17 protein-coding genes are annotated in these 21,097 nt (G+C 54.6%); 12 read left to right on the top strand and 5 right to left on the bottom strand.

All coding sequences use genetic code 11. The features are described from left to right. The first annotated feature begins 2 nt into the window (after window positions 1-2). The 6 genes from araA (at window position 3) to rluA (ending at window position 9,400) form a co-directional block, all read left to right on the top strand. Window positions 3-1,505, top strand: a complete 1,503-nt coding sequence (gene araA, locus L2097_RS16545; protein ID WP_047371852.1) for an L-arabinose isomerase — start codon at window positions 3-5, stop codon at window positions 1,503-1,505. Between the two features lie 51 nt (window positions 1,506-1,556). After that, window positions 1,557-2,252: an L-ribulose-5-phosphate 4-epimerase gene (gene araD, locus L2097_RS16540; RefSeq protein ID WP_085005525.1), complete on the top strand. Its 696-nt coding sequence runs from the start codon at window positions 1,557-1,559 to the stop codon at window positions 2,250-2,252. A 192-nt stretch (window positions 2,253-2,444) separates the two neighbouring features. Beyond that, window positions 2,445-3,068 (top strand): YdcF family protein, encoded by a 624-nt coding sequence (locus tag L2097_RS16535; RefSeq protein WP_502799311.1) that lies wholly within the window; start codon window positions 2,445-2,447, stop codon window positions 3,066-3,068. 110 nt (window positions 3,069-3,178) lie between these two features. Further along, complete coding sequence (gene polB, locus L2097_RS16530; RefSeq protein ID WP_250353321.1) at window positions 3,179-5,536, top strand: DNA polymerase II; 2,358 nt, start codon at window positions 3,179-3,181, stop codon at window positions 5,534-5,536. A gap of 286 nt (window positions 5,537-5,822) precedes the next feature. Continuing rightward, on the top strand, window positions 5,823-8,729 hold the full coding sequence (rapA, locus tag L2097_RS16525) for an RNA polymerase-associated protein RapA (RefSeq protein WP_047371856.1): 2,907 nt from the start codon (window positions 5,823-5,825) through the stop codon (window positions 8,727-8,729). An 11-nt stretch (window positions 8,730-8,740) separates the two neighbouring features. Continuing rightward, window positions 8,741-9,400: a bifunctional tRNA pseudouridine(32) synthase/23S rRNA pseudouridine(746) synthase RluA gene (gene rluA / locus L2097_RS16520; RefSeq protein ID WP_047371857.1), complete on the top strand. Its 660-nt coding sequence runs from the start codon at window positions 8,741-8,743 to the stop codon at window positions 9,398-9,400. 326 nt (window positions 9,401-9,726) lie between these two features. Here the strand turns inward: rluA and djlA are convergent, their stop codons facing one another. Then, window positions 9,727-10,542, bottom strand: a complete 816-nt coding sequence (djlA, locus tag L2097_RS16515; protein ID WP_047371858.1) for a co-chaperone DjlA — start codon at window positions 10,540-10,542, stop codon at window positions 9,727-9,729. Between the two features lie 195 nt (window positions 10,543-10,737). Here djlA and lptD point away from each other — a divergent pair, with 195 nt between their 5' ends. The 6 genes from lptD to apaH are packed head-to-tail and all read left to right on the top strand — an operon-like array spanning window position 10,738 to window position 17,465. Then, entirely contained in the window at window positions 10,738-13,095 is a 2,358-nt protein-coding gene (gene lptD / locus L2097_RS16510) for an LPS assembly protein LptD (protein WP_250353320.1), read from the top strand. 45 nt (window positions 13,096-13,140) lie between these two features. Next, entirely contained in the window at window positions 13,141-14,427 is a 1,287-nt protein-coding gene (gene surA / locus L2097_RS16505; RefSeq protein ID WP_047371860.1) for a peptidylprolyl isomerase SurA, read from the top strand. Then, window positions 14,427-15,413 carry a 4-hydroxythreonine-4-phosphate dehydrogenase PdxA gene (gene pdxA, locus L2097_RS16500; protein WP_047371861.1) on the top strand — a complete coding sequence of 329 codons (987 nt, stop codon included), beginning with the start codon at window positions 14,427-14,429 and terminating at the stop codon, window positions 15,411-15,413. The genes surA and pdxA overlap by 1 nt, the downstream gene beginning before the upstream one ends. After that, window positions 15,410-16,231, top strand: coding sequence for a 16S rRNA (adenine(1518)-N(6)/adenine(1519)-N(6))-dimethyltransferase RsmA (gene rsmA / locus L2097_RS16495; RefSeq protein ID WP_047371862.1), 822 nt, complete (start codon window positions 15,410-15,412; stop codon window positions 16,229-16,231). The genes pdxA and rsmA overlap by 4 nt, the downstream gene beginning before the upstream one ends. Window positions 16,232-16,234: 3 nt before the next feature. Beyond that, the gene (gene apaG / locus L2097_RS16490; protein WP_039078326.1) at window positions 16,235-16,612 is read left to right on the top strand and encodes a Co2+/Mg2+ efflux facilitator ApaG/CorD; all 378 of its coding nucleotides are present in this window, start codon (window positions 16,235-16,237) and stop codon (window positions 16,610-16,612) included. Window positions 16,613-16,616: 4 nt separating this feature from the next. Next, window positions 16,617-17,465 carry a bis(5'-nucleosyl)-tetraphosphatase (symmetrical) ApaH gene (apaH, locus tag L2097_RS16485; RefSeq protein WP_047371863.1) on the top strand — a complete coding sequence of 283 codons (849 nt, stop codon included), beginning with the start codon at window positions 16,617-16,619 and terminating at the stop codon, window positions 17,463-17,465. Window positions 17,466-17,512: 47 nt separating this feature from the next. Here the strand turns inward: apaH and folA are convergent, their stop codons facing one another. The 4 genes from folA to L2097_RS16465 all read right to left on the bottom strand — a co-directional run bounded on the left by folA (window position 17,513) and on the right by L2097_RS16465 (window position 21,036). Beyond that, complete coding sequence (gene folA / locus L2097_RS16480) at window positions 17,513-17,992, bottom strand: type 3 dihydrofolate reductase (protein ID WP_047371864.1); 480 nt, start codon at window positions 17,990-17,992, stop codon at window positions 17,513-17,515. Window positions 17,993-18,181: 189 nt separating this feature from the next. Next, the gene (gene kefC, locus L2097_RS16475; protein WP_250353319.1) at window positions 18,182-20,044 is read right to left on the bottom strand and encodes a glutathione-regulated potassium-efflux system protein KefC; all 1,863 of its coding nucleotides are present in this window, start codon (window positions 20,042-20,044) and stop codon (window positions 18,182-18,184) included. Beyond that, on the bottom strand, window positions 20,037-20,567 hold the full coding sequence (gene kefF, locus L2097_RS16470; protein ID WP_047371866.1) for a glutathione-regulated potassium-efflux system oxidoreductase KefF: 531 nt from the start codon (window positions 20,565-20,567) through the stop codon (window positions 20,037-20,039). Before kefF ends, kefC begins: the two co-directional genes overlap by 8 nt. A gap of 235 nt (window positions 20,568-20,802) precedes the next feature. Beyond that, window positions 20,803-21,036, bottom strand: a complete 234-nt coding sequence (locus L2097_RS16465) for a YgdI/YgdR family lipoprotein (RefSeq protein WP_047371867.1) — start codon at window positions 21,034-21,036, stop codon at window positions 20,803-20,805. Window positions 21,037-21,097 lie beyond the last annotated feature (61 nt).

Below are 21,097 nucleotides of genomic sequence, written 5' to 3'. Positions count from 1 at the left end.
TAATGACGATTTTTGATAATTATGAAGTTTGGTTTGTGATTGGCAGCCAACACCTTTACGGACCCGAAGCCCTGCGTCAGGTGACGCAGCATGGCGAGCAAGTGGTGAACGCGCTGAATGCAGAAGCCAAATTACCCTGCAAACTGGTGCTTAAGCCGCTCGGCACCTCGCCGGATGAGATAACCAATATCTGCCGGGACGCCAACTATGACGACAAATGCGCCGGTATGGTGGTGTGGTTACATACCTTCTCACCCGCAAAAATGTGGATTAACGGCCTGACTATCCTTAACAAACCGCTGCTGCAATTCCACACCCAGTTTAATGCTGCCCTGCCATGGGACAGCATTGATATGGACTTTATGAACCTGAACCAGACCGCGCACGGCGGCCGTGAGTTCGGCTTTATCGGTGCCCGCATGCGCCAACAGCATTCAGTGGTAACCGGTCACTGGCAGGATAAAAAAGCGCACCAGCGTATTGGTGCCTGGATGCGTCAGGCCGTGTCCAAACAGGATACCCGTCATCTGAAAGTATGCCGTTTCGGCGACAACATGCGTGAAGTCGCGGTGACCGACGGCGATAAAGTGGCCGCACAAATTAAATTCGGATTCTCCGTCAACACCTGGGGTGTGGGCGACCTGGTGCAGGTAGTGAACAGCATCAGCGAAGGCGATATTAACGCACTGGTCGACGAGTATGAAAGCAGCTACCGCCTGACTGCTGCCGCGCAGGTGAACGGCGACAAGCGTCAGAATGTGATTGATGCCGCACGCATTGAGTTGGGTATGAAACGCTTCCTGGAACAGGGCGGCTTCCATGCCTTTACGACCACCTTTGAAGATTTACACGGCCTGAAACAACTGCCAGGGCTGGCCGTACAACGCCTGATGCAACAGGGCTACGGCTTTGCTGGCGAAGGTGACTGGAAAACCGCCGCTCTGCTTCGCATCATGAAGGTGATGTCGACCGGTCTGCAGGGCGGCACCTCTTTTATGGAGGACTACACCTATCACTTCGAAGAGAACAACGATCTGGCACTCGGTTCACACATGCTGGAAGTGTGCCCGTCCATCGCGCTGGATGAAAAACCGATCCTCGATGTTCAATACCTCGGCATTGGCGGTAAAGCCGATCCGGCACGCCTGATCTTCTCCACCAAAACCGGCCCGGCCATTAACGCCAGTCTGATCGATCTGGGGGATCGCTTCCGCCTGCTGGTGAACTGTGTTGATGCCGTTAAGACGCCGCACGATCTGCCGAAACTGCCGGTTGCTAACGCATTGTGGAAAGCGCAGCCGGATCTGCAGACGGCCTCCGAAGCCTGGATTCTGGCGGGCGGCGCGCACCATACCGTGTTCAGCCACGCTCTGAACCTCGATGACATGCGCCAGTTCGCTGAGCTACACGGGATCGAAATTGTGACTATCGATAACGACACCCGCCTGCCTGCCTTTAAAGACGCTTTGCGCTGGAACGAAGTGTATTACGGCTCCAAACGTTAACAGGGGAACATTTGGCCTGCTCCGGCAGGCCGCTTTTTCCTGGAGGAAAGCATGTTAGAAGCATTGAAACAGCAAGTGCTGGAAGCCAATCTGGCGCTGCCAAAACACAATCTGGTGACCCTCACCTGGGGGAATGTCAGCGCCGTTGATCGCGAACGTGGCGTACTGATAATTAAACCGTCCGGCGTCGACTACAGCGTCATGACTGCCGAGGATATGGTGGTGGTCAGTCTTGAAACCGGAGAAGTGGTGGAAGGTAAAAAGAAACCCTCTTCCGACACCCCAACACATCGCTTGCTCTATCAGGCGTTCCCGACCATTGGCGGCATTGTGCATACCCATTCGCGCCACGCCACCATTTGGGCGCAGTCTGGCCAGGCGATTCCGGCAACCGGAACAACTCACGCCGATTATTTCTACGGCACCATTCCCTGTACGCGCAAAATGACCGATGCCGAAATTAACGGTGAATACGAGTGGGAAACCGGTAACGTGATTGTTGAAACGTTCAGGACGCAGCAGATCGATCCCGCGCAGATGCCTGGCGTACTGGTGCATTCCCATGGGCCGTTCGCCTGGGGGAAAAACGCCGATGACGCGGTGCACAACGCTATTGTGCTGGAGGAAGTGGCCTATATGGGTATTTTCTGCCGCCAGCTCGCCCCTGAACTGCCGGATATGCAGCAGACACTGCTGGATAAACACTATCTGCGCAAACATGGTGCGAAAGCCTATTACGGGCAGTAAGTTTTCTCCTCTCCCGGCCCCCTCTGCCAACCCGTAGCCCGGCTAAGCCTTGCGCCAGCCGGGACATTTTCGGGTCGCTCATTTTTAATTTCTTAATTTTCCGCCTTACATCCTGCCTGTCGTTGCCATTTCGCTGCAAACTGACAATGCTATGCGGTAAGGCAATCGGCAGAATCGGCAGGAGAAAAGCCAGTGAAAATAAAAGGGGCAGGAAAATGGATACTGCTGGGACTCGTCACGGCGGCGTTCGTAATAGTTTATAACGCCATCGCTATTTACCGCTTTAGCCAACAGGACCAGACACGCAAAGCCGACTGCGCGATTGTTGCCGGAGCTGGTATCACTGAAAAATCCCCCAGCCCGGTTTTTACCGCCAGATTAGACCACGCGATGTGGTTATATCAGGAAGGCAAGGTGAATTCGCTTATCCTGACGGGGGGGCGCAGTAACGGGGCAAGCGAATCCGATGCAGCTATCGCCCGACATTATCTCTTAAACCGGGGCGTTCCCGAGGCCGTCATTTTTATCGACGAGCAGTCTACCGTTACCCGTGAAAATATTCATAACGCCAAAATAATCATGGCGCGCCAGCATATGCAAACCGCGCTACTGGTCAGCGATCCTTTGCATATGCTGCGTATGCGCCTCATCGCATACGATAACGACATGGTGAGCTGGTCATCGCCCACCACGACAAGCCGGTACCGTTCATGGCAAACGCAACTGCCTTTTCTGCTGAGGGAAGCGTTCTACTACACCGGTTATCGCATCCTGCGTTATTTACCGGCTATTCCGCCAGAGAACAACGCGCCGTAGTCCGGCTACGCGCAGTACTGATCACGCACCCGCACACCTGTACAAAAAGTCAGTATTTTCGGGCAAACCAGGCTATAATCTCGCCGATAATGACCCAATGAGAGAACGGTGTGACGCAAGCGCGAGAAGGCTTTTTACTGACCCGACACTGGCGGGACACGCCACAAGGAACCGAGGTGGAATTCTGGCTGGCGACAGACGACGGGCCGCTACAGGTCTTTTTGCCGCCACAAGAATCGGTTGCGTTTATCCCCAGCGCGCAGGTCAGCCAGGCACAGCGTTTACTCGCCACAGAAAACCAGTATCGCCTCACGCCGCTGCAACTTAAGGATTTTCAGCGCCAGCCCGTCCACGGGTTATATTGTCGCGCCCACCGCCAGTTGATGCGCTATGAAAAGCTGCTGCGCGACGGTGGCGTCACGGTCTATGAAGCCGACATCCGCCCGCCAGAACGCTTTCTGATGGAGCGCTTTATTACCGCGCCGGTATGGGTGGATGGCGAGCCGCGCGGCGAGCAGTTGATCAATGCACGCCTTAAACCCAGCCCACAATACCGCCCGCCCCTTAAATGGGTGTCACTGGATATCGAAACTACCCGTAATGGTGAACTTTACTGTATCGGTCTGGAGGGGTGCGGCCAGCGCACGGTCTATATGCTCGGTCCGGAAAACGGTGATGCCAGCGGGCTGGATTTTCATCTCGAATATGTCGCCAGCCGTCCGCAACTGCTGGAAAAGCTCAACGCCTGGTTTGCGCAGTACGATCCTGATGTAATTATCGGCTGGAACGTTGTGCAATTCGACCTGCGCGTACTGCAGAAAAGCGCGGAGCGTTATCGCCTGCCTTTATTGCTCGGGCGTGGCAATCAGCCGCTTGAATGGCGGGAGCACGGTTTTAAAAACGGCGTCTTCTTCGCCCAGGCAACCGGCCGGGTGATTATTGACGGGATTGAAGCGCTAAAATCCGCTTTCTGGAACTTCTCCTCTTTTTCGCTGGAAACGGTATCGCAGGAGCTATTGGGAGAAGGCAAAGCGATCGATAATCCCTGGGATCGCATGGACGAAATCGATCGCCGTTTTGCCGAGAATAAACCTGCTCTTGCGACCTATAACCTGAAAGATTGTGAGCTGGTAACGCGCATATTCCACAAAACGGAGATCATGCCTTTCCTGCTGGAGCGCGCCACGGTGAACGGTCTGGCAATCGACAGACATGGCGGCTCAGTGGCGGCGTTTAGCCACCTCTATTTTCCGCGCATGCACCGGGCGGGCTATGTCGCGCCAAACCTCGGCGACGTACCGCCGCAGGCAAGCCCCGGCGGCTATGTGATGGATTCGCGCCCCGGCCTGTACGATTCCGTACTGGTGCTGGATTACAAAAGCCTGTATCCCTCGATCATCCGCACCTTCTTAATCGATCCGGTTGGTCTGGTGGAAGGGATGGCGCATTCGGATCCCGAACACAGTACCGGTGGTTTTCTGGGGGCGCGCTTTTCCCGGCAGATCCACTGCCTGCCGGAGATCGTCGGGCAAATCTGGCACGGGCGCGATGAAGCCAAACGGCTGGGAAACAAACCGCTATCGCAGGCGCTTAAGATCATCATGAATGCTTTTTACGGCGTGCTGGGTACCAGCGCCTGCCGCTTTTTCGATCCGCGTCTTGCTTCATCGATCACCATGCGCGGCCATGAGATTATGCGTCAGACCAAAGCGCTGATTGAGTCTCAGGGCTATGACGTCATTTATGGCGATACGGATTCCACCTTTGTCTGGCTTAAAAAAGCGCATAACGAGGCTGATGCGGCGCGTATTGGTCGCGAACTGGTGTCCTATGTTAACAACTGGTGGTCGGCACATCTGTCCGCTGAGCAATTAACCAGTGCGCTGGAGCTGGAATTCGAAACCCATTTTTGCCGTTTTTTGATGCCGACCATTCGTGGCACGGAGCAGGGAAGTAAAAAGCGCTACGCCGGGTTGATACAGGAAGGTGAAGAACAACGGATGGTGTTCAAAGGGCTGGAAACAGTACGCACCGACTGGACGCCGCTGGCGCAACAATTTCAAAAGACGCTCTATTTACGTATCTTTCGCAACGAACCCTACCAGGAGTATGTGCGTGAAACGATCGATAAGCTGATGGCAGGCGAACTGGATGAGCTGCTGGTCTACCGCAAGCGCCTGCGTCGCCCGCTGGCCGATTACGAGCGTAACGTCCCGCCCCACGTTCGCGCGGCACGACTCGCAGATGAACAAAATCTAAAACGCGGCCGCCCGGCGCAGTATCAAAATCGGGGGACCATCAAATATGTCTGGACGACGCAGGGCCCGGAACCTGTTGATTATCAGCAAGCGCCTCTGGACTACGATCATTATCTGACCAAACAACTTCAGCCGGTCGCGGAAGGAATACTGCCCTTTACTGACGATGATTTTGCTACACTACTGACAGGGCAACTGGGATTGTTTTGACTTCGTATCTGGCTGGCGTGCTAACAGAGTGCCAGCCATAGCGCTTCTGGATTGCAGGTTGCTTCCCGGTCAGCGTTGAGTTCGTTTTCTGGCATATAACGAACAAGATGTTCAACGATCCAACAACGCGGTGACTTGCAAAACAACGGGCATAACGAGAGTGACGAAAGCATTGCCATCCAGTACCATAGCGCCCTTTCTATTCCTGGCCCCAAACTGAAACGTCCACCTGATTCTCAGGCGGTGACGAACTATTGCCTGCAATTTGAGATATAGAGTTCAATTTATGCCCTTTACACTTGGTCAACGCTGGATAAGCGACACGGAAAGCGAACTCGGACTGGGTACAGTCGTAGCGATGGATGCGCGAACCGTCACTCTGCTTTTTCCCGCGACGGGAGAAAATCGTCTGTATGCACGCAGCGATTCCCCCGTTACACGCGTCATGTTTAATCCTGGCGATACGGTAACCAGCCACGAAGGCTGGCAACTGACTGTTGAAGACGTAAAAGAAGATAACGGTCTGCTCGCCTATATCGGTACGCGCCTGGATACGCAGGAAACCAACGTCATGCTGCGTGAGGTCTTTCTCGACAGCAAACTGGTTTTCAGTAAACCGCAAGATCGCCTGTTCGCCGGGCAAATCGACCGTATGGATCGTTTCGCGCTGCGTTTTCGCGCGCGCAAATATCAAAGCGAACAGTACCGTATGCCGTGGAGCGGGTTACGCGGCCAGCGCACCAGCCTTATCCCTCATCAGTTGCATATCGCCCATGATGTTGGCCGTCGCCATGCGCCGCGCGTCCTGCTGGCGGACGAAGTAGGTTTAGGAAAGACTATCGAAGCCGGGATGATACTGCACCAGCAGTTACTGTCTGGCGCAGCGGAACGTGTATTGATCATCCTGCCGGAAACCCTGCAGCATCAGTGGCTGGTTGAAATGCTGCGTCGCTTCAATCTGCGTTTTGCGCTGTTCGACGACGAACGGTACGCCGAAGCGCAACACGATGCCGACAACCCATTCGAAACAGAACAGCTGGTGATTTGCTCACTGGACTTCGTGCGCCGTAATAAGCAGCGCCTGGAGCACCTGTGCGACGCCGAGTGGGATTTAATGGTGGTGGATGAAGCCCATCACCTGGTATGGAGCGAAGAGGCGCCAAGCCGCGAATATCTGGCTATTGAACAGCTTGCCGAGCGCGTACCGGGCATTTTGTTGCTTACCGCAACGCCTGAGCAGCTGGGCCTTGAGAGCCACTTTGCGCGCCTGCGCCTGCTGGATCCTAATCGTTTCCATGATTTTGCCCAGTTTGTTGATGAGCAACAGAACTATCGTCCGGTCGCCGATGCGGTCGCCCTGTTACTGGCAGGCAAGCACCTGAGCGATACCGAGCTCAATACGCTGAGCGATCTGATTGGCGAGCAAGATATCGAGCCTTTACTGCAGGCAGCCAATAGTGACCACGACGGCGCTGAGACAGCGCGTCAGGAATTGATTTCGATGTTGATGGACCGCCACGGCACCAGCCGCGTGCTGTTCCGTAACACCCGTAACGGCGTGAAAGGCTTCCCGAAACGCGAACTGCATACCATTAAGCTGCCGCTGCCCACACAGTATCAAACGGCCATTAAGGTCTCCGGGATCATGGGGGCGCGTAAAAGTGCAGAAGACCGCGCCCGCGATATGCTCTACCCGGAACAGATTTATCAGGAATTCGAAGGCGATAGCGGAACCTGGTGGAATTTCGACCCACGCGTCGAATGGCTGATGGGCTATCTCACCAGCCATCGTTCACAAAAGGTTCTGGTGATCTGCGCCAAAGCGGCCACCGCGCTGCAACTGGAACAGGTCCTGCGCGAGCGTGAAGGTATCCGTGCCGCGGTATTCCATGAAGGCATGTCGATCGTTGAACGTGACCGCGCGGCGGCCTGGTTCAGCGAAGAAGACAGCGGCGCACAGGTACTGCTGTGTTCTGAAATCGGCTCTGAAGGACGTAACTTCCAGTTTGCCAGCCATCTGGTGATGTTTGATCTGCCGTTCAACCCGGATCTGCTCGAACAACGTATCGGCCGCCTGGACCGCATCGGCCAGGCGCACGATATTCAGATCCATGTGCCTTATCTGGAAAAAACCGCGCAATCCGTATTGGTACGCTGGTATCACGAAGGCCTGGACGCCTTCGAGCACACCTGCCCAACCGGGCGGACGATTTACGACGAGGTCCACACTGAACTGATTAATTACCTTGCCGCGCCGGAAAATACCGAGGGCTTTGATGATCTGATCAAAGCCTGCCGCGAACAGCACGACGCGCTGAAAGCACAGCTTGAGCAAGGGCGAGACCGTCTGCTGGAAATCCACTCCAACGGCGGTGAAAAAGCCCAGCGGCTTGCCGAAAGCATTGAAGAGCAGGACGATGACACCGGGCTTATCAATTTCGCCATGAACCTGTTCGATATCATCGGTATCAACCAGGACGATCGCGGCGATAACATGATTGTGCTGACGCCCTCCGATCATATGTTGGTACCGGATTTTCCGGGCCTGCCGGAAGATGGTTGTACCATCACCTTTGAGCGTGAGGTGGCGCTGTCCCGTGAAGATGCCCAGTTTATTACCTGGGAACATCCACTGATTCGCAACGGCCTGGATCTTATCCTCTCTGGCGATACCGGTAGCAGCACCATTTCATTGTTGAAAAACAAGGCGTTGCCTGTCGGTACGCTACTGCTGGAGCTGATTTACGTCGTTGAGGCCCAGGCGCCGAAACAACTGCAGCTTAACCGCTTCCTGCCGCCGACGCCGATTCGTCTGCTGGTGGATAAAAACGGCACAAACCTTGCCGCTCAGGTTGAGTTCGAGAGCTTCAACCGTCAGCTCAGTGCGGTTAACCGCCACACCGGCAGCAAGCTGGTGAACGCCGTACAGCAGGATGTCCACACCATTCTGCAAAAAGGCGAAGCGCAGGTCGAGAAAGCCGCGCAGGCACTGATCGACGCCGCGAAGAGCGAAGCGGATGAAAAACTGTCAGCAGAGCTGTCGCGCCTCGAAGCCCTCAAAGCCGTTAACCCGAATATTCGTGATGACGAGCTGAGCGCTATTGAGAGCAACCGCCTGCAGGTGCTGGAAAGCCTTTCTCAGGCAGGCTGGCGTCTTGACGCGCTGCGTCTTATTGTTGTGACGCATCAGTAACGGAGCAGGCTATGGTAATGGAGTCCTACAATCCGCCTCAGGATCCCTGGCTAACCATCCTCTATCAGGATGAGCACATTATGGTGGTCAACAAGCCGAGCGGCCTGTTGTCCGTGCCGGGGCGTCTTGAAGAGCATAAAGATAGCGTGATGACGCGTATTCAGCGCGATTTCCCGCAGGCGGAATCCGTGCATCGCCTGGATATGGCGACCAGCGGCGTGATTGTGGTGGCTCTGACCAAAGCGGCGGAGCGCGAGCTCAAACGCCAGTTCCGCGAGCGCGAGCCGAAAAAGCAGTATGTGGCGCGTGTCTGGGGACATCTGGCGGAAGAAGAGGGGCTGGTGGATCTCCCTTTGATTTGCGACTGGCCGAATCGGCCGAAGCAGAAAGTGTGCTTTGAGACCGGTAAACCCGCGCAAACGCAGTATGAAGTACTGGAACTCGCCGCCGACAATACTACGCGCGTGCGGCTCAAGCCGATTACCGGTCGGTCGCATCAATTGCGTGTGCATATGCTGGCGTTGGGGCATCCGATTCTGGGCGACAGGTTCTATGCGACGCCAGAGGCTCTCGCTCTGGCGCCACGTCTGTTACTGCATGCGGAAACGTTGACAATAACCCACCCGGCGTATGGCAACAGCATGACGTTCAGGGCGCCGGTGGATTTTTAAATTAACGTGGCTTGCGGCTCCGCCTTATCCGGGCAACCGTCAAGCCAGCGACGGCGGGCGTCAGCGGCGCAGGCAGATTATTCACGGCCTGCGCACAGCAACCGGAGCGCAATCAAATCAGGTAGCCCGGGCGAGGCGTTTTACGTCGACTCCCGGGATTATTGCGGAGCCTACCGTCAAGCCATCGACGGCGGGCATCAGCGGCGCAGGCAGATTATTCACGGCCTTCGCACAGCAACCAGAGCGCAATCAAATCAGGTAGCCCGGGCGAGGCGTTTTACGCCGACTCCCGGGATTATTGCGGAGCCTACCGTCAAGCCCGCAACTTACTTAAACCCTTTCTGCTCTTTAATCAGCTCGTAAGCCTTCTGAATCTCCTGCGCTTTCTGCTTCGCCATCTCCATCATCTCCGGCGGTAAACCTTTCGCCACCAGCTTATCCGGGTGATGCTCGCCCATGAGCTTACGATAGGCGCGCTTAATGGTGGTGGCATCATCCGTTGGTTTCACGCCCAGCACATTACAGGCATCCTCCAGCGTTGGACCGCGTTGCGCCTGCTGCTGCCAGCCGCCACCCGCTTGCTGCTGATAGCCACCGCCAAACTGCGCCCCGCCCTGCATCATGCGCAAAAATTGATCGAACTGGCCGCGAGAGATCCCCAGTTCTTCGGCAATGACGTACAACACTTCACGCTCATTCGGGTGCAGCGAACCATCTGCAAATGCCGCCTGAATCTGGATTTCCAGGAACATTCTGATTAAATCAAAGCGTCCGAAGCAAACACTGCGAAATTGACGCATTTTGTCACGTAAGGGGTAATTGTCCGCTTTGCCTACGCGAAACGCCTGCTGCGCCGCCGCACGTGAGTCGCCGTGCAGGTTCATCCGGTCCATAAACAGACTGGCAACCTGAATATCAGCCTGCGTCACGCGACCTTTGGATTTAGTTAAATGGCCCATCACCTCGAAGGTGGTGGCAAAAAAGAGCGTCTGACGTTCCCGTTGATTGGCAAACCACGCCATTTTTCTGCTGCGAGCCTTATCAAACATATGGCCGATTAACAGTCCGAGAACCGCGCCCCAAAAGCCTCCGCCCATGATCAGAGCGAAAACCACACCAACCACTTTTCCCCAATACTGCATATACTCCCCAAATCGTCATGCCGTCGGCTAAAATTTGCTTTATCATACCCGTCATTCTATGCCGTGCACAGGCACAGTCTTCTCTGACCTGGCTCGAAAACGGGCAGGATTAACTAGCGCTGCGAAGATGAGTACGTTAGTCTCTGACCGTTTGCCAGCGTAAAGCCACAGATGACGGAACAACAAATACAACGTATGAAAAAACGTATTCCCACCCTCCTGGCCACAATGATCGGCACAGCCCTTTATAGTCAACAAGGGATGACAGCCAGTCTCGCCTCGCAATGTATGCTTGGCGTTCCGAGCTATAACCGCCCATTGGTGAAAGGCGATACTAACAATCTGCCGGTGACCATCAATGCCGATGACGCCAAAGGTAACTACCCTGACGACGCCAATTTTAAAGGCAATGTGGATATTAATCAGGGTAATAGCCGTCTGCGTGCGGATGAAGTTCAACTTCATCAGAAACAGGTGGAAGGCCAGCCTGACCCGGTGCGTACAGTGGATGCACTGGGTAATGTGCACTACGACGACAATCAGGTCATCCTGAAAGGTCCGAAAGCCTGGTCAAATTTAAATACGAAAGACACCAATGTCTGGCAAGGCGACTACCAGATGGTGGGGCGTCAGGGACGTGGTGATGCAGACCTGATGAAACAGCGTGGCGAAAACCGTTACACCATCCTCGAAAACGGTTCTTTCACCTCCTGCTTACCGGGTTCTAATACCTGGAGCGTCGTGGGGAGTGAAGTCATCCACGATCGTGAAGAACAGGTTGCCGAAATCTGGAATGCGCGCTTTAAGCTTGGCCCGGTGCCGGTTTTCTACAGCCCGTACCTGCAATTGCCGGTGGGTGACAAGCGCCGTTCTGGTTTCCTGATTCCGAATGCTAAGTACGGCACAAGCAACGGCTTTGAGTTTTATTTACCGTACTACTGGAATATTGCCCCCAACTTTGATGCGACGATCACACCGCATTACATTCAAAAACGCGGCAGTACACAGTGGCAGAACGAATTCCGCTACCTGACACAAGCGGGAACAGGCCTCGTCGAATTCGACTATTTGCCGTCGGATAGCGTCTATCAGGACGACTATCCTGCCGAGTCGAATCGCCATCGCTGGTTATTCTACTGGAATCACTTTGGCGTGATGGATCAGGTTTGGCGTTTTAACGTCGACTACGCCAAAGTCAGCGATCCGTACTACTTTACCGACTTTTCGTCGAAATACGGTACCAGTACTGACGGTTACGCCACGCAGAAATTCAGCATGGGGTATTGGCTGGAGAATTTTAACGCCACCGTATCGACCAAACAGTTCCAGGTATTTAACCGACAGAACAGTAATTCCTACGCCGCTGAGCCACAGTTAGACGTGAATTACTACAAAAACGACCTGGGTCCGTTCGATGCGCATCTCTATGGCCAGGCGGTACATTTCGTTAACACCAACGGAACTTACCCGGAAGCCACGCGTGTTCACCTTGAACCAACGTTAAATCTACCTCTATCGAACAACTGGAGTAGCCTCAATACGGAGGCGAAGCTGATGGCGACGCACTATCAGCAGACCAATCTTGATGCTTACAACGCAGCTAACAAAAAGGATTATAAAGATTCCGTTAACCGTGTGCTGCCGCAGTTTAAAGTCGACGGGAAGCTGATTTTCGAGCGTGATATGACCCTGGCAGAAGGGTATACCCAGACGCTGGAGCCAAGGGCACAATATCTCTATGTGCCGTATCGTAACCAGAGCGGCATCAAAAACTACGACTCATCCTTGCTGCAATCCGACTACAGCGGCCTGTTCCGCGACCGTACCTACGGCGGTCTGGATCGCATTGCTTCGGCAAACCAGGTTACTACCGGCGTCACATCGCGTATTTATGATGATGCCGCCGTTGAACGTTTTAACGTTTCTGTTGGTCAAATCTACTATTTCACGGAGTCGCGCACTGGCGATGACAACATAAACTGGGAGAAAGACAACAAAACGGGTTCACTGGTGTGGGCAGGAGATACCTACTGGCGCATTTCGGATCGCTGGGGCTTACGTGGCGGCGTGCAGTATGACACGCGTCTGGACAATATCGCTAACAGCACCGCGTCAGTTGAATATCGCCGCGATGAAGACCGTATGGTACAGCTCAGCTATCGCTATGCCAGCCCGGAATACATTCAAGCGACACTTCCAAGAGACCAAAATGATACAACATGGACCCTGCCGCAGTATAAAGACGGCATTTCGCAAGTTGGTGCTGCAGCAAGCTGGCCGATCGTCGACCGCTGGTCTGTCGTCGGGGCTTACTACTACGATACCAATATAAGCAAGCCTGCCGACCAGATGTTAGGTCTGCAGTATAACTCCTGCTGTTATGCGATTCGCGTTGGGTATGAACGCAAAATCAACGGCTGGGAAAACAACCAAAGCAAGTATGACAACGTCATCGGTTTCAACATTGAGTTGCGCGGTTTGAGCTCGAATTACGGCCTGGGCACGCATCAAATGCTGCGCTCGAACATTCTGCCGTACCGTAGCTCGTTATGATGTGGTTGATTTGCAAAGTTATCGGTTAATTGAAATGGAAAAAGTATGAAGAACTGGAAAACGCTGCTTCTCGGTATCGCTATGGTTGCGAATACCAGTTTCGCTGCACCGCAGGTTGTCGATAAAGTAGCTGCCGTCGTGAACAACGGCGTGGTGCTCGAAAGCGACGTTGATGGTTTGATGCAATCCGTGAAACTTAACGCGGGCCAGGCGGGTCAGCAGTTGCCTGATGACGCTACGCTGCGTCATCAGATTCTTGAACGTCTGATCATGGATCAAATCATTCTGCAGATGGCGACGAAAATGAACATCAAGGTGACCGACGATCAACTTGATCAGGCCATCGCAAATATCGCCAAACAAAACAATATCTCTATGGATCAGATGCGCAGCCGTCTGGCTTACGACGGTGTGAATTTCAACACTTACCGTAGCCAAATCCGCAAAGAGATGATCATTTCCGAAGTTCGCAACAACGAAGTTCGCCGCCGCATTACCGTGCTGCCGCAGGAAGTTGAAGCGCTTGCTAAACAAGTGGGCAATCAAAACGACGCCAGTACCGAACTGAACCTGAGCCACATTCTGGTTCCGCTGCCTGAAAATCCAACCTCCGACCAGGTGAATGAAGCAGAAAACCAGGCACGTTCTATCGTTGACGAAGCGCGTAAAGGCAGCGATTTCGGCAAACTGGCCATTACCTACTCTGCCGATCAACAGGCGCTGAAAGGCGGCCAGATGGGCTGGGGACGTATTCAGGAACTGCCGTCAATCTTCGCTCAGGCGCTTAGCACGGCGAAAAAAGGCGATATCATTGGCCCCATCCGTTCAGGCGTTGGCTTCCATATTCTGAAAGTGAACGATCTGCGTGGCCAGAGCCAGAGCATTTCCGTGACCGAAGTTCACGCACGTCACATCCTGCTGAAACCGTCGCCGATCATGAGTGACGACCAGGCACGCGTGAAACTGGAACAGATCGCGGCTGACATCAAGAGTGGTAAAACCACTTTTGCTGCGGCAGCGAAAGAGTTCTCCCAGGATCCAGGTTCTGCCAATCAGGGCGGTGATATGGGCTGGGCGGCAGCGGATATCTACGATCCGGCATTCCGTGATGCGTTGATGAAGCTCAGCCGTGGTCAGATGAGCGGTCCGGTACACTCCTCCTTTGGCTGGCATCTGATTGAGCTGCTGGATACCCGTAACGTCGATAAAACCGATGCTGCGCAAAAGGATCGTGCTTACCGCATGCTGATGAACCGTAAATTCTCCGAAGAAGCGGCAACCTGGATGCAAGAACAGCGCGCCAGTGCTTACGTTAAAATCCTGAGCAACTAATGAACGCACATCGTGTCGTTATCACTCCCGGCGAACCCGCCGGGATTGGTCCTGATTTGGTCGTACAACTCGCCCAGCGTGACTGGCCTGTCGAGCTGGTTGTGTGTGCAGATCCTATGCTGCTCACCGAACGTGCGGCGCTATCAGGCTTGCCCCTCATCCTGCGCGAGTACCGCGCAGGACAACCGGCTGTTGCACAACAGGCCGGCAGCCTCACCGTATTACCCGTCGCACTCAAAACGCCAGTAGTGCCAGGCGAGCTGAACGTCCAGAATGGGCCATACGTGGTCGACACGCTGGCGCGCGCCTGCGATGGCTGCCTGAGCGGCGAGTTTGCGGCGCTGATCACCGGCCCCGTGCATAAAGGGGTGATCAACGACGCCGGTACGCCGTTTACCGGACATACCGAGTTCTTCGAGGAGCGTTCACGCGTCAATAAAGTTGTGATGATGCTGGCAACAGAAGAACTGCGCGTCGCGCTGGCCACCACTCATCTGCCCATCAAAGCGGTTGCAGACGCCATCACGCCAGATTTGCTGCGCGACGTCATCACCATTTTGTACACCGATTTGCAGCAAAAATTTGGCATCCGCCAGCCACATGTTCTGGTGTGCGGCCTGAACCCCCACGCCGGGGAAGGCGGACATATGGGAACCGAAGAGATTGATACGATCATTCCGGTTCTTGATGAAATGCGCGCTAAAGGCATGAACCTCAGTGGTCCATTGCCTGCCGATACGCTTTTTCAGCCTAAATATCTTGATAATGCCGACGCCGTACTGGCGATGTACCACGATCAGGGCCTGCCCGTGCTAAAATACCAGGGCTTTGGCCGTGGCGTGAATATCACGCTCGGTTTACCTTTTATTCGTACATCTGTTGATCATGGCACCGCGCTGGAACTGGCGGGCCAGGGAAAAGCTGATGTCGGCAGTTTTATCACGGCGCTTAATCTCGCCATCACCATGATTGTTAATACTCAATGACTAATCGAGTCCATCAGGGCCACTTAGCCCGTAAACGCTTCGGGCAAAACTTCCTCAACGATCAGTTTGTGATCGACAGTATTGTTTCGGCTATCAATCCGCAAAAAGGCCAGGCGATGGTTGAAATCGGCCCGGGCCTTGCCGCGCTGACCGAGCCAGTAGGCGAACGTCTGGATAAACTCACCGTTATCGAACTGGACCGCGATCTGGCCGCTCGTCTGCAAACACACCCGTTTCTCGGGCCAAAGCTGACGATTTTTCAGCAAGATGCGATGACCATGAATTTTGGCGAGCTCTCGCAGACCATGGGGCAACCGCTGCGTGTATTCGGCAACCTGCCCTATAACATCTCCACGCCGCTAATGTTCCATCTGTTTAGCTATACTGATGCCATTGCCGACATGCACTTTATGTTGCAAAAAGAGGTCGTCAATCGTCTGGTTGCAGGGCCAAACAGTAAGGCGTATGGTCGTTTAAGCGTCATGGCGCAATACTATTGCCAGATTATTCCGGTACTGGAAGTGCCGCCATCAGCATTTACCCCACCGCCTAAGGTGGATTCTGCTGTTGTGCGTCTGGTGCCGCACAGCACGTTGCCGCATCCGGTGAAAGAAGTCCGGGTGCTGAGCCGGATCACCACGGAAGCCTTTAACCAGCGCCGTAAAACGATCCGCAACAGCCTTGGGAATCTCTTCTCCGTTGAGGTATTGACGGAGTTGGGCATTGATCCGGCGATGCGTGCTGAAAACATCTCTGTTGCGCAGTATTGCAAGATGGCGAACTATCTGACTGATAATGCGCCGCCGAAGGAGAGTTAAGTCATGATCAATTCGCCCCGAGTTTCTGTTCAGGTGCAAAGTGTCTATATTGAATCGCAATCTTCACCCGATGAAGAACGCTATGTTTTCGCTTACACCATTACTATCCGGAATCTGGGGCGAGCGCCGGTCCAGTTGCTTAAACGCTACTGGCTTATCACCAACGGGAATGGCCGTGAGACTGAGGTTCAGGGTGAAGGTGTTGTCGGCGTTCAGCCGCACATTGAACCCGGCGGAGAATATCAGTATACCAGCGGTGCGGTAATTGAAACGCCGTTCGGTACCATGGAAGGCCATTATGAAATGATCGATGCGCAAGGGAAGGCGTTCCGCATCGCTATCCCGGTCTTCCGACTTGCCGTTCAAACACTAATCCACTGAAACAATGTCTACATACCTTATTGGCGACGTTCATGGTTGCTATGATGAACTGCTCGCATTGTTAAACCAGGTGCATTTTGTACCTGGGCAGGACACCTTGTGGTTGACGGGTGATTTAGTCGCGCGCGGTCCCGGCTCGCTGGATGTATTGCGCTACGTAAAATCACTGGGCGACAGCGTTCGCCTCGTCCTCGGCAACCACGATCTGCACCTGCTGGCGGTGTTTGCCGGCATTAGCCGTAATAAACCCAAAGACCGGCTTAATTTACTGCTGGAAGCGCCCGATGCCGACGACCTTATCAACTGGCTGCGTCGCCAGCCGCTGTTGCAGGTTGATGAGGAGAAAAAGCTGGTGATGGCCCATGCGGGTATCACGCCGCAGTGGGATCTGGAGACCGCTCAACAGTGCGCACGCGACGTTGAAGCTATCCTCTCCAGTGACTCTTATCCCTTTTTCCTCGACGGGATGTACGGCGACTATCCGAACAGCTGGTCAACGGAACTGAGCGGAATGGCACGGCTGCGTTTTATCAGCAATGCATTTACGCGGATGCGCTACTGCTTCCCGAATGGGGAGCTGGATATGTATTGCAAAGATGTGCCGGAATACGCGCCTGCACCATTGAAGCCATGGTTTACCATTCCCGGCCCTGTCTCGCAGGAGTACAGCATCGTGTTTGGTCACTGGGCGTCGCTGGAAGGAAAAGGCACGCCAGAGGGCATTTACGCGCTGGATACCGGATGCTGCTGGGGTGGAACACTGACCTGTCTGCGCTGGGAAGACAAAGCCTGGTTTGTACAACCGTCAAATCGTCAGATGGATTTAGGTGAAGACGAGGCGGTCGCCTCTTAACCGGTATGATGTCGCCCCGGTACGCATCGCGCCGCCGGGGCAGACAATTACCGACGTTCCAGAATCTCGAAGCAGTAGCTGTGAGAATTCTGCTCATCCGCATCGTTAAACTCGCTAAATACCGACTCCCAGTCGTCCGGATCGTAATCCGGGAAATGGGTATCTCCTTCGACTTCGGCATCAATATGCGTCAGGTAGAGCTTTTGTGCCTTCGGCAGGAACTGCTCATAGACACGGCCACCGCCGATCACCATGATCTCTTCCGCGTCGCCGCACGCGGCAATCGCCGCGTCGACCGAGCTGACCCACTGCACGCGATCGTCAGTCCCCGGCTTGCTGCTGATGACAATATTTTTACGGCCTGGTAGCGGGCGTCCAATCGACTCCCACGTCAGGCGTCCCATAACCACAGGTTTGTTTAGCGTATTGCGTTTAAACCAGGCGAGATCGGCAGGTAGGTTCCACGGCATGGCATTCTCCATGCCGATCACGCGATCCACCGCTAACGCCGCAATCAGACTGATCATTGATAATTTCCCGGATGCAAAAAATTGTCGCCACTATACGGAAAGCGCATTCTTTCGTCGACTGGCGGCAGGGTAAAGAGACAGAAAATTTTCGTAATCTGTAAGCAAACCCACGCCGCACGATCGCACACCTTGCTTTCCACTTTCTCGCGAATCAAACCGTTCACCGCCACTCAGTCTTAACATGCGCTATGGCTGTGGTTTCGCCTCTGGTTCATCAGCGATATCCCCCGTATGTCGGCCCTCTTTGGTTCCCTGCCAGCCATGACGCTGAACCACGGACAGATGCGCCCGGTCTTCGCTGATAATCTCCGTCAACATTGCGCTGGTCCGCTTAAAGACATCCGCTCTGGCCTGAGCGGTGTTATCCACCCCGGCCATTTCCTCGACCATCTGAGTATTGAACTGGCGGAAAAGATCGGCCCGCTCACGCGCTTCATAAGGCCCCAGTCCGAGCCCTTCGAGCGCCAACCGCCCGGCTTTCAGCGCCGCTTCAAACGTTTCACGCTCCGGCTTCTCAACGCCCGCCTGACGCAAGCGAATGTAGTGATCGACATCACGGGCACGGGCAATAATACGCAGCGTCGGGAAATGGGTTTTCGCCAGCTCAGTCAGTTGCAGGTTAGCCTGCGGATCGTCAATCGCATTGATCAGCACTTCGGCTTTTCCGGCACCGGCTGACTCCAGCAGATCCACGCGCGTCGCATCGCCATAAAAGACCTTCATGCCGAATTTGCGCAGCGTTTCGATATGATCCGGGTCGTGATCGAGAACGACCATTTTGACTCCACTAGAGAGTAGCAGACGCCCGGCAATTTGGCCGAAGCGGCCGAATCCGGCCACAATGACCCGCGGTTCATCTTCGTCAATCTCATCGGCTTCCCGCGCTTGTCCGGTTGCTGCGCTTTCCAGACGCGTCAGCAGGACTAACAGCACAGGCGTTGCCGCCATGGACAAAGCGACCGCCAGCGTCAAGGCTTTGACCCATTCCGGGTCGAGCACGCCTGCCATTTGTGCTGCACCAAAAACCACAAACGCGAATTCACTCCCCTGCCCCAACAGCGCCGCAAACCAGCGACGTTGCTTACCAGGGACGTTCAGCGGGCGGGCAATCAGCCAGAGGACCACGGTTTTAATCACCAGGAAACCGACCAGCAGAAGCAGGATACGCAGCGGATGAGTGACCAGGGTGCCAAAGTCTATCGACATGCCGACGCCGATAAAAAAGAGCCCCAGCAGCAGGCCTTTAAAGGGTTCGATATCGCTTTCCAGCGCATGACGGTATTCCGAGCTTGCCAGCAGCACGCCCGCCAGGAACGCCCCCATCGCCATGGAAAGCCCGGCCTCTTCCAGCAATAAACCGAAACCAAACACCAGAAACAGTGCCACGGCGCTGAATACTTCACGTAATCCGGAGCGGGCAACAAAACGCAGTGCCGGACGCGCGACATAGCGCCCCAGCACGACCACCAGCGCCAGCGCGCCAACCACTTTCAACGCCGACAGGGCAAACGCCCCCACCGTTGTGGATGCGCCACTGCTGACCAAAAGCGGGATCATCGCCACCAGCGGAATGGCCGCGATATCCTGGAAAAGCAACACAGAAAAGGCACTACGCCCCATTTGCGAGACGGTCAGGTTACGCTCATTCATCGCCTGCATGGCAATCGCGGTTGAGGAGAGCGCCAGCGTCAGGCCGATAAGCAGCGCCACCGGCCAGTCGAGCCCCAGTACCATACAAAACGCCCCCAACAAAACGCCGCAGGAGGCCATCTGCAACGCGCCGCCGCCAAAGACCGACACGCGCAACTTCCACAGTCTCTGGGGATCCAGCTCAAGGCCAATCACAAACAGCATCAACACCACGCCGATTTCCGCGAAGTGGAGAATAGATTCAGCGTCAGTCACCAGCCGTAAGCCCCACGGGCCAATAATACAGCCGGCGATCAGATACCCCAGCACGGACCCCAGCCCCAGGCGTACCGCGATCGGCACGATGAGCGCGGCCGCCCCCAGGTAAATCAGCGCCTGAATCAGCGTATGACTATCCATGGTGGGCCTCCTGCCAGTCGAGCAACACTTGTTTGTAGTGGCGAGCCTGCGCCTGCAGGGTTTCGTCGTCGCAAATGAAGGTACAGTGGGTCGCAAACGGCGGCAGCCATTTCATACCGCAATAGAGCGCCGTGGCCTGTAAGGGCTGCCCCAGCACATCAAACCCAGGGTGTGAACCGATATCAAAGTGTTGATCCCCACCCCCGGTGGTGACCGCCCACAACAGGCTTTTCCCCTGCAGCGCGCGTGCGCCATGACCATAGGCCCAGCCGTGCGCCAGGACTTTATCAATCCAGAGTTTAAGCAGCGGCGGTACGCTGTACCATTGCATGGGATGTTGCCAGACAACCAGCTCGGCGCGGCTCAGCGCCTCCTGCTCGGCGGCAATATCAATATTGAAGTCGGGATAGAGATGATAAAGAGAGCGGATTTCCACCCCCTCCAGAGTCCCTGCATGCTCAATCATCCGCTTATTCGCATGGGAATAGTGCGGATAGGGATGGGCATAAATTATCAGAATCATCGATTAGCCTGTTTTCACTGCCTACTTTTTTGTTTGAGTGTAGACAGTTAATCGTCGTGCTAACAGCGACAATCTGTGCGGGATTGGCTGACACCAACGCAGTGCCTGCCAGAATCGCGGTTAAAGCCGCGCAGGCGCGAGCGTCGGCATAATGCCTGAGCGGTGGCTTACGGATCTGAGTAAGTCAAAAAAAATCCCGCGCAAATGGCGGGATGCTTTCTGTCATAGAGCGGGATTAATTATCCAGTTCACTCATGTTTTTCACCTGATCGCGGTTAATCTGCTCGGTTTTACCGGTTTCCGCATTTTTGTAAGAGACCAGGCCGGTGTCACTATCGATTTCCGGTTTGCCATCAGTCACGATAGTTTTGCCATCGGTGGTTTTAACGGCCTGGTTAGACGAACAACCGGCAACGGTAAAGAGTGTGGCGGCAGCAAACAGTGACGTTAATAACAGTTTCGATCGCATGGTGTTCTCCCCTGCTTTTCAGTCGTTTTCAGTTAAATACAGGTTTATTGTAGATTAACTG

This window comes from Citrobacter sp. MNAZ 1397, assembly GCF_023613995.1.
GTDB classification, from domain to species: Bacteria; Pseudomonadota; Gammaproteobacteria; order Enterobacterales; family Enterobacteriaceae; genus Phytobacter; species Phytobacter ursingii.
This window is presented reverse-complemented; position numbering and strand designations above follow the sequence as displayed.

What these genes read in the sequence shown, in the direction of transcription:
- araA (WP_047371852.1), top strand. Translation starts at nt 3, where the DNA reads ATGACGATTTTTGATAATTATGAAGTTTGGTTTGTGATTGGCAGCCAA.
- araD (WP_085005525.1), top strand. Translation starts at nt 1,557, where the DNA reads ATGTTAGAAGCATTGAAACAGCAAGTGCTGGAAGCCAATCTGGCGCTG.
- rapA (WP_047371856.1), top strand. Translation starts at nt 5,823, where the DNA reads ATGCCCTTTACACTTGGTCAACGCTGGATAAGCGACACGGAAAGCGAA.
- rluA (WP_047371857.1), top strand. Translation starts at nt 8,741, where the DNA reads ATGGTAATGGAGTCCTACAATCCGCCTCAGGATCCCTGGCTAACCATC.
- djlA (WP_047371858.1), bottom strand. Translation starts at nt 10,542, where the DNA reads ATGCAGTATTGGGGAAAAGTGGTTGGTGTGGTTTTCGCTCTGATCATG.
- lptD (WP_250353320.1), top strand. Translation starts at nt 10,738, where the DNA reads ATGAAAAAACGTATTCCCACCCTCCTGGCCACAATGATCGGCACAGCC.
- surA (WP_047371860.1), top strand. Translation starts at nt 13,141, where the DNA reads ATGAAGAACTGGAAAACGCTGCTTCTCGGTATCGCTATGGTTGCGAAT.
- pdxA (WP_047371861.1), top strand. Translation starts at nt 14,427, where the DNA reads ATGAACGCACATCGTGTCGTTATCACTCCCGGCGAACCCGCCGGGATT.
- rsmA (WP_047371862.1), top strand. Translation starts at nt 15,410, where the DNA reads ATGACTAATCGAGTCCATCAGGGCCACTTAGCCCGTAAACGCTTCGGG.
- apaG (WP_039078326.1), top strand. Translation starts at nt 16,235, where the DNA reads ATGATCAATTCGCCCCGAGTTTCTGTTCAGGTGCAAAGTGTCTATATT.
- apaH (WP_047371863.1), top strand. Translation starts at nt 16,617, where the DNA reads ATGTCTACATACCTTATTGGCGACGTTCATGGTTGCTATGATGAACTG.
- folA (WP_047371864.1), bottom strand. Translation starts at nt 17,992, where the DNA reads ATGATCAGTCTGATTGCGGCGTTAGCGGTGGATCGCGTGATCGGCATG.
- kefC (WP_250353319.1), bottom strand. Translation starts at nt 20,044, where the DNA reads ATGGATAGTCATACGCTGATTCAGGCGCTGATTTACCTGGGGGCGGCC.
- kefF (WP_047371866.1), bottom strand. Translation starts at nt 20,567, where the DNA reads ATGATTCTGATAATTTATGCCCATCCCTATCCGCACTATTCCCATGCG.
- L2097_RS16465 (WP_047371867.1), bottom strand. Translation starts at nt 21,036, where the DNA reads ATGCGATCGAAACTGTTATTAACGTCACTGTTTGCTGCCGCCACACTC.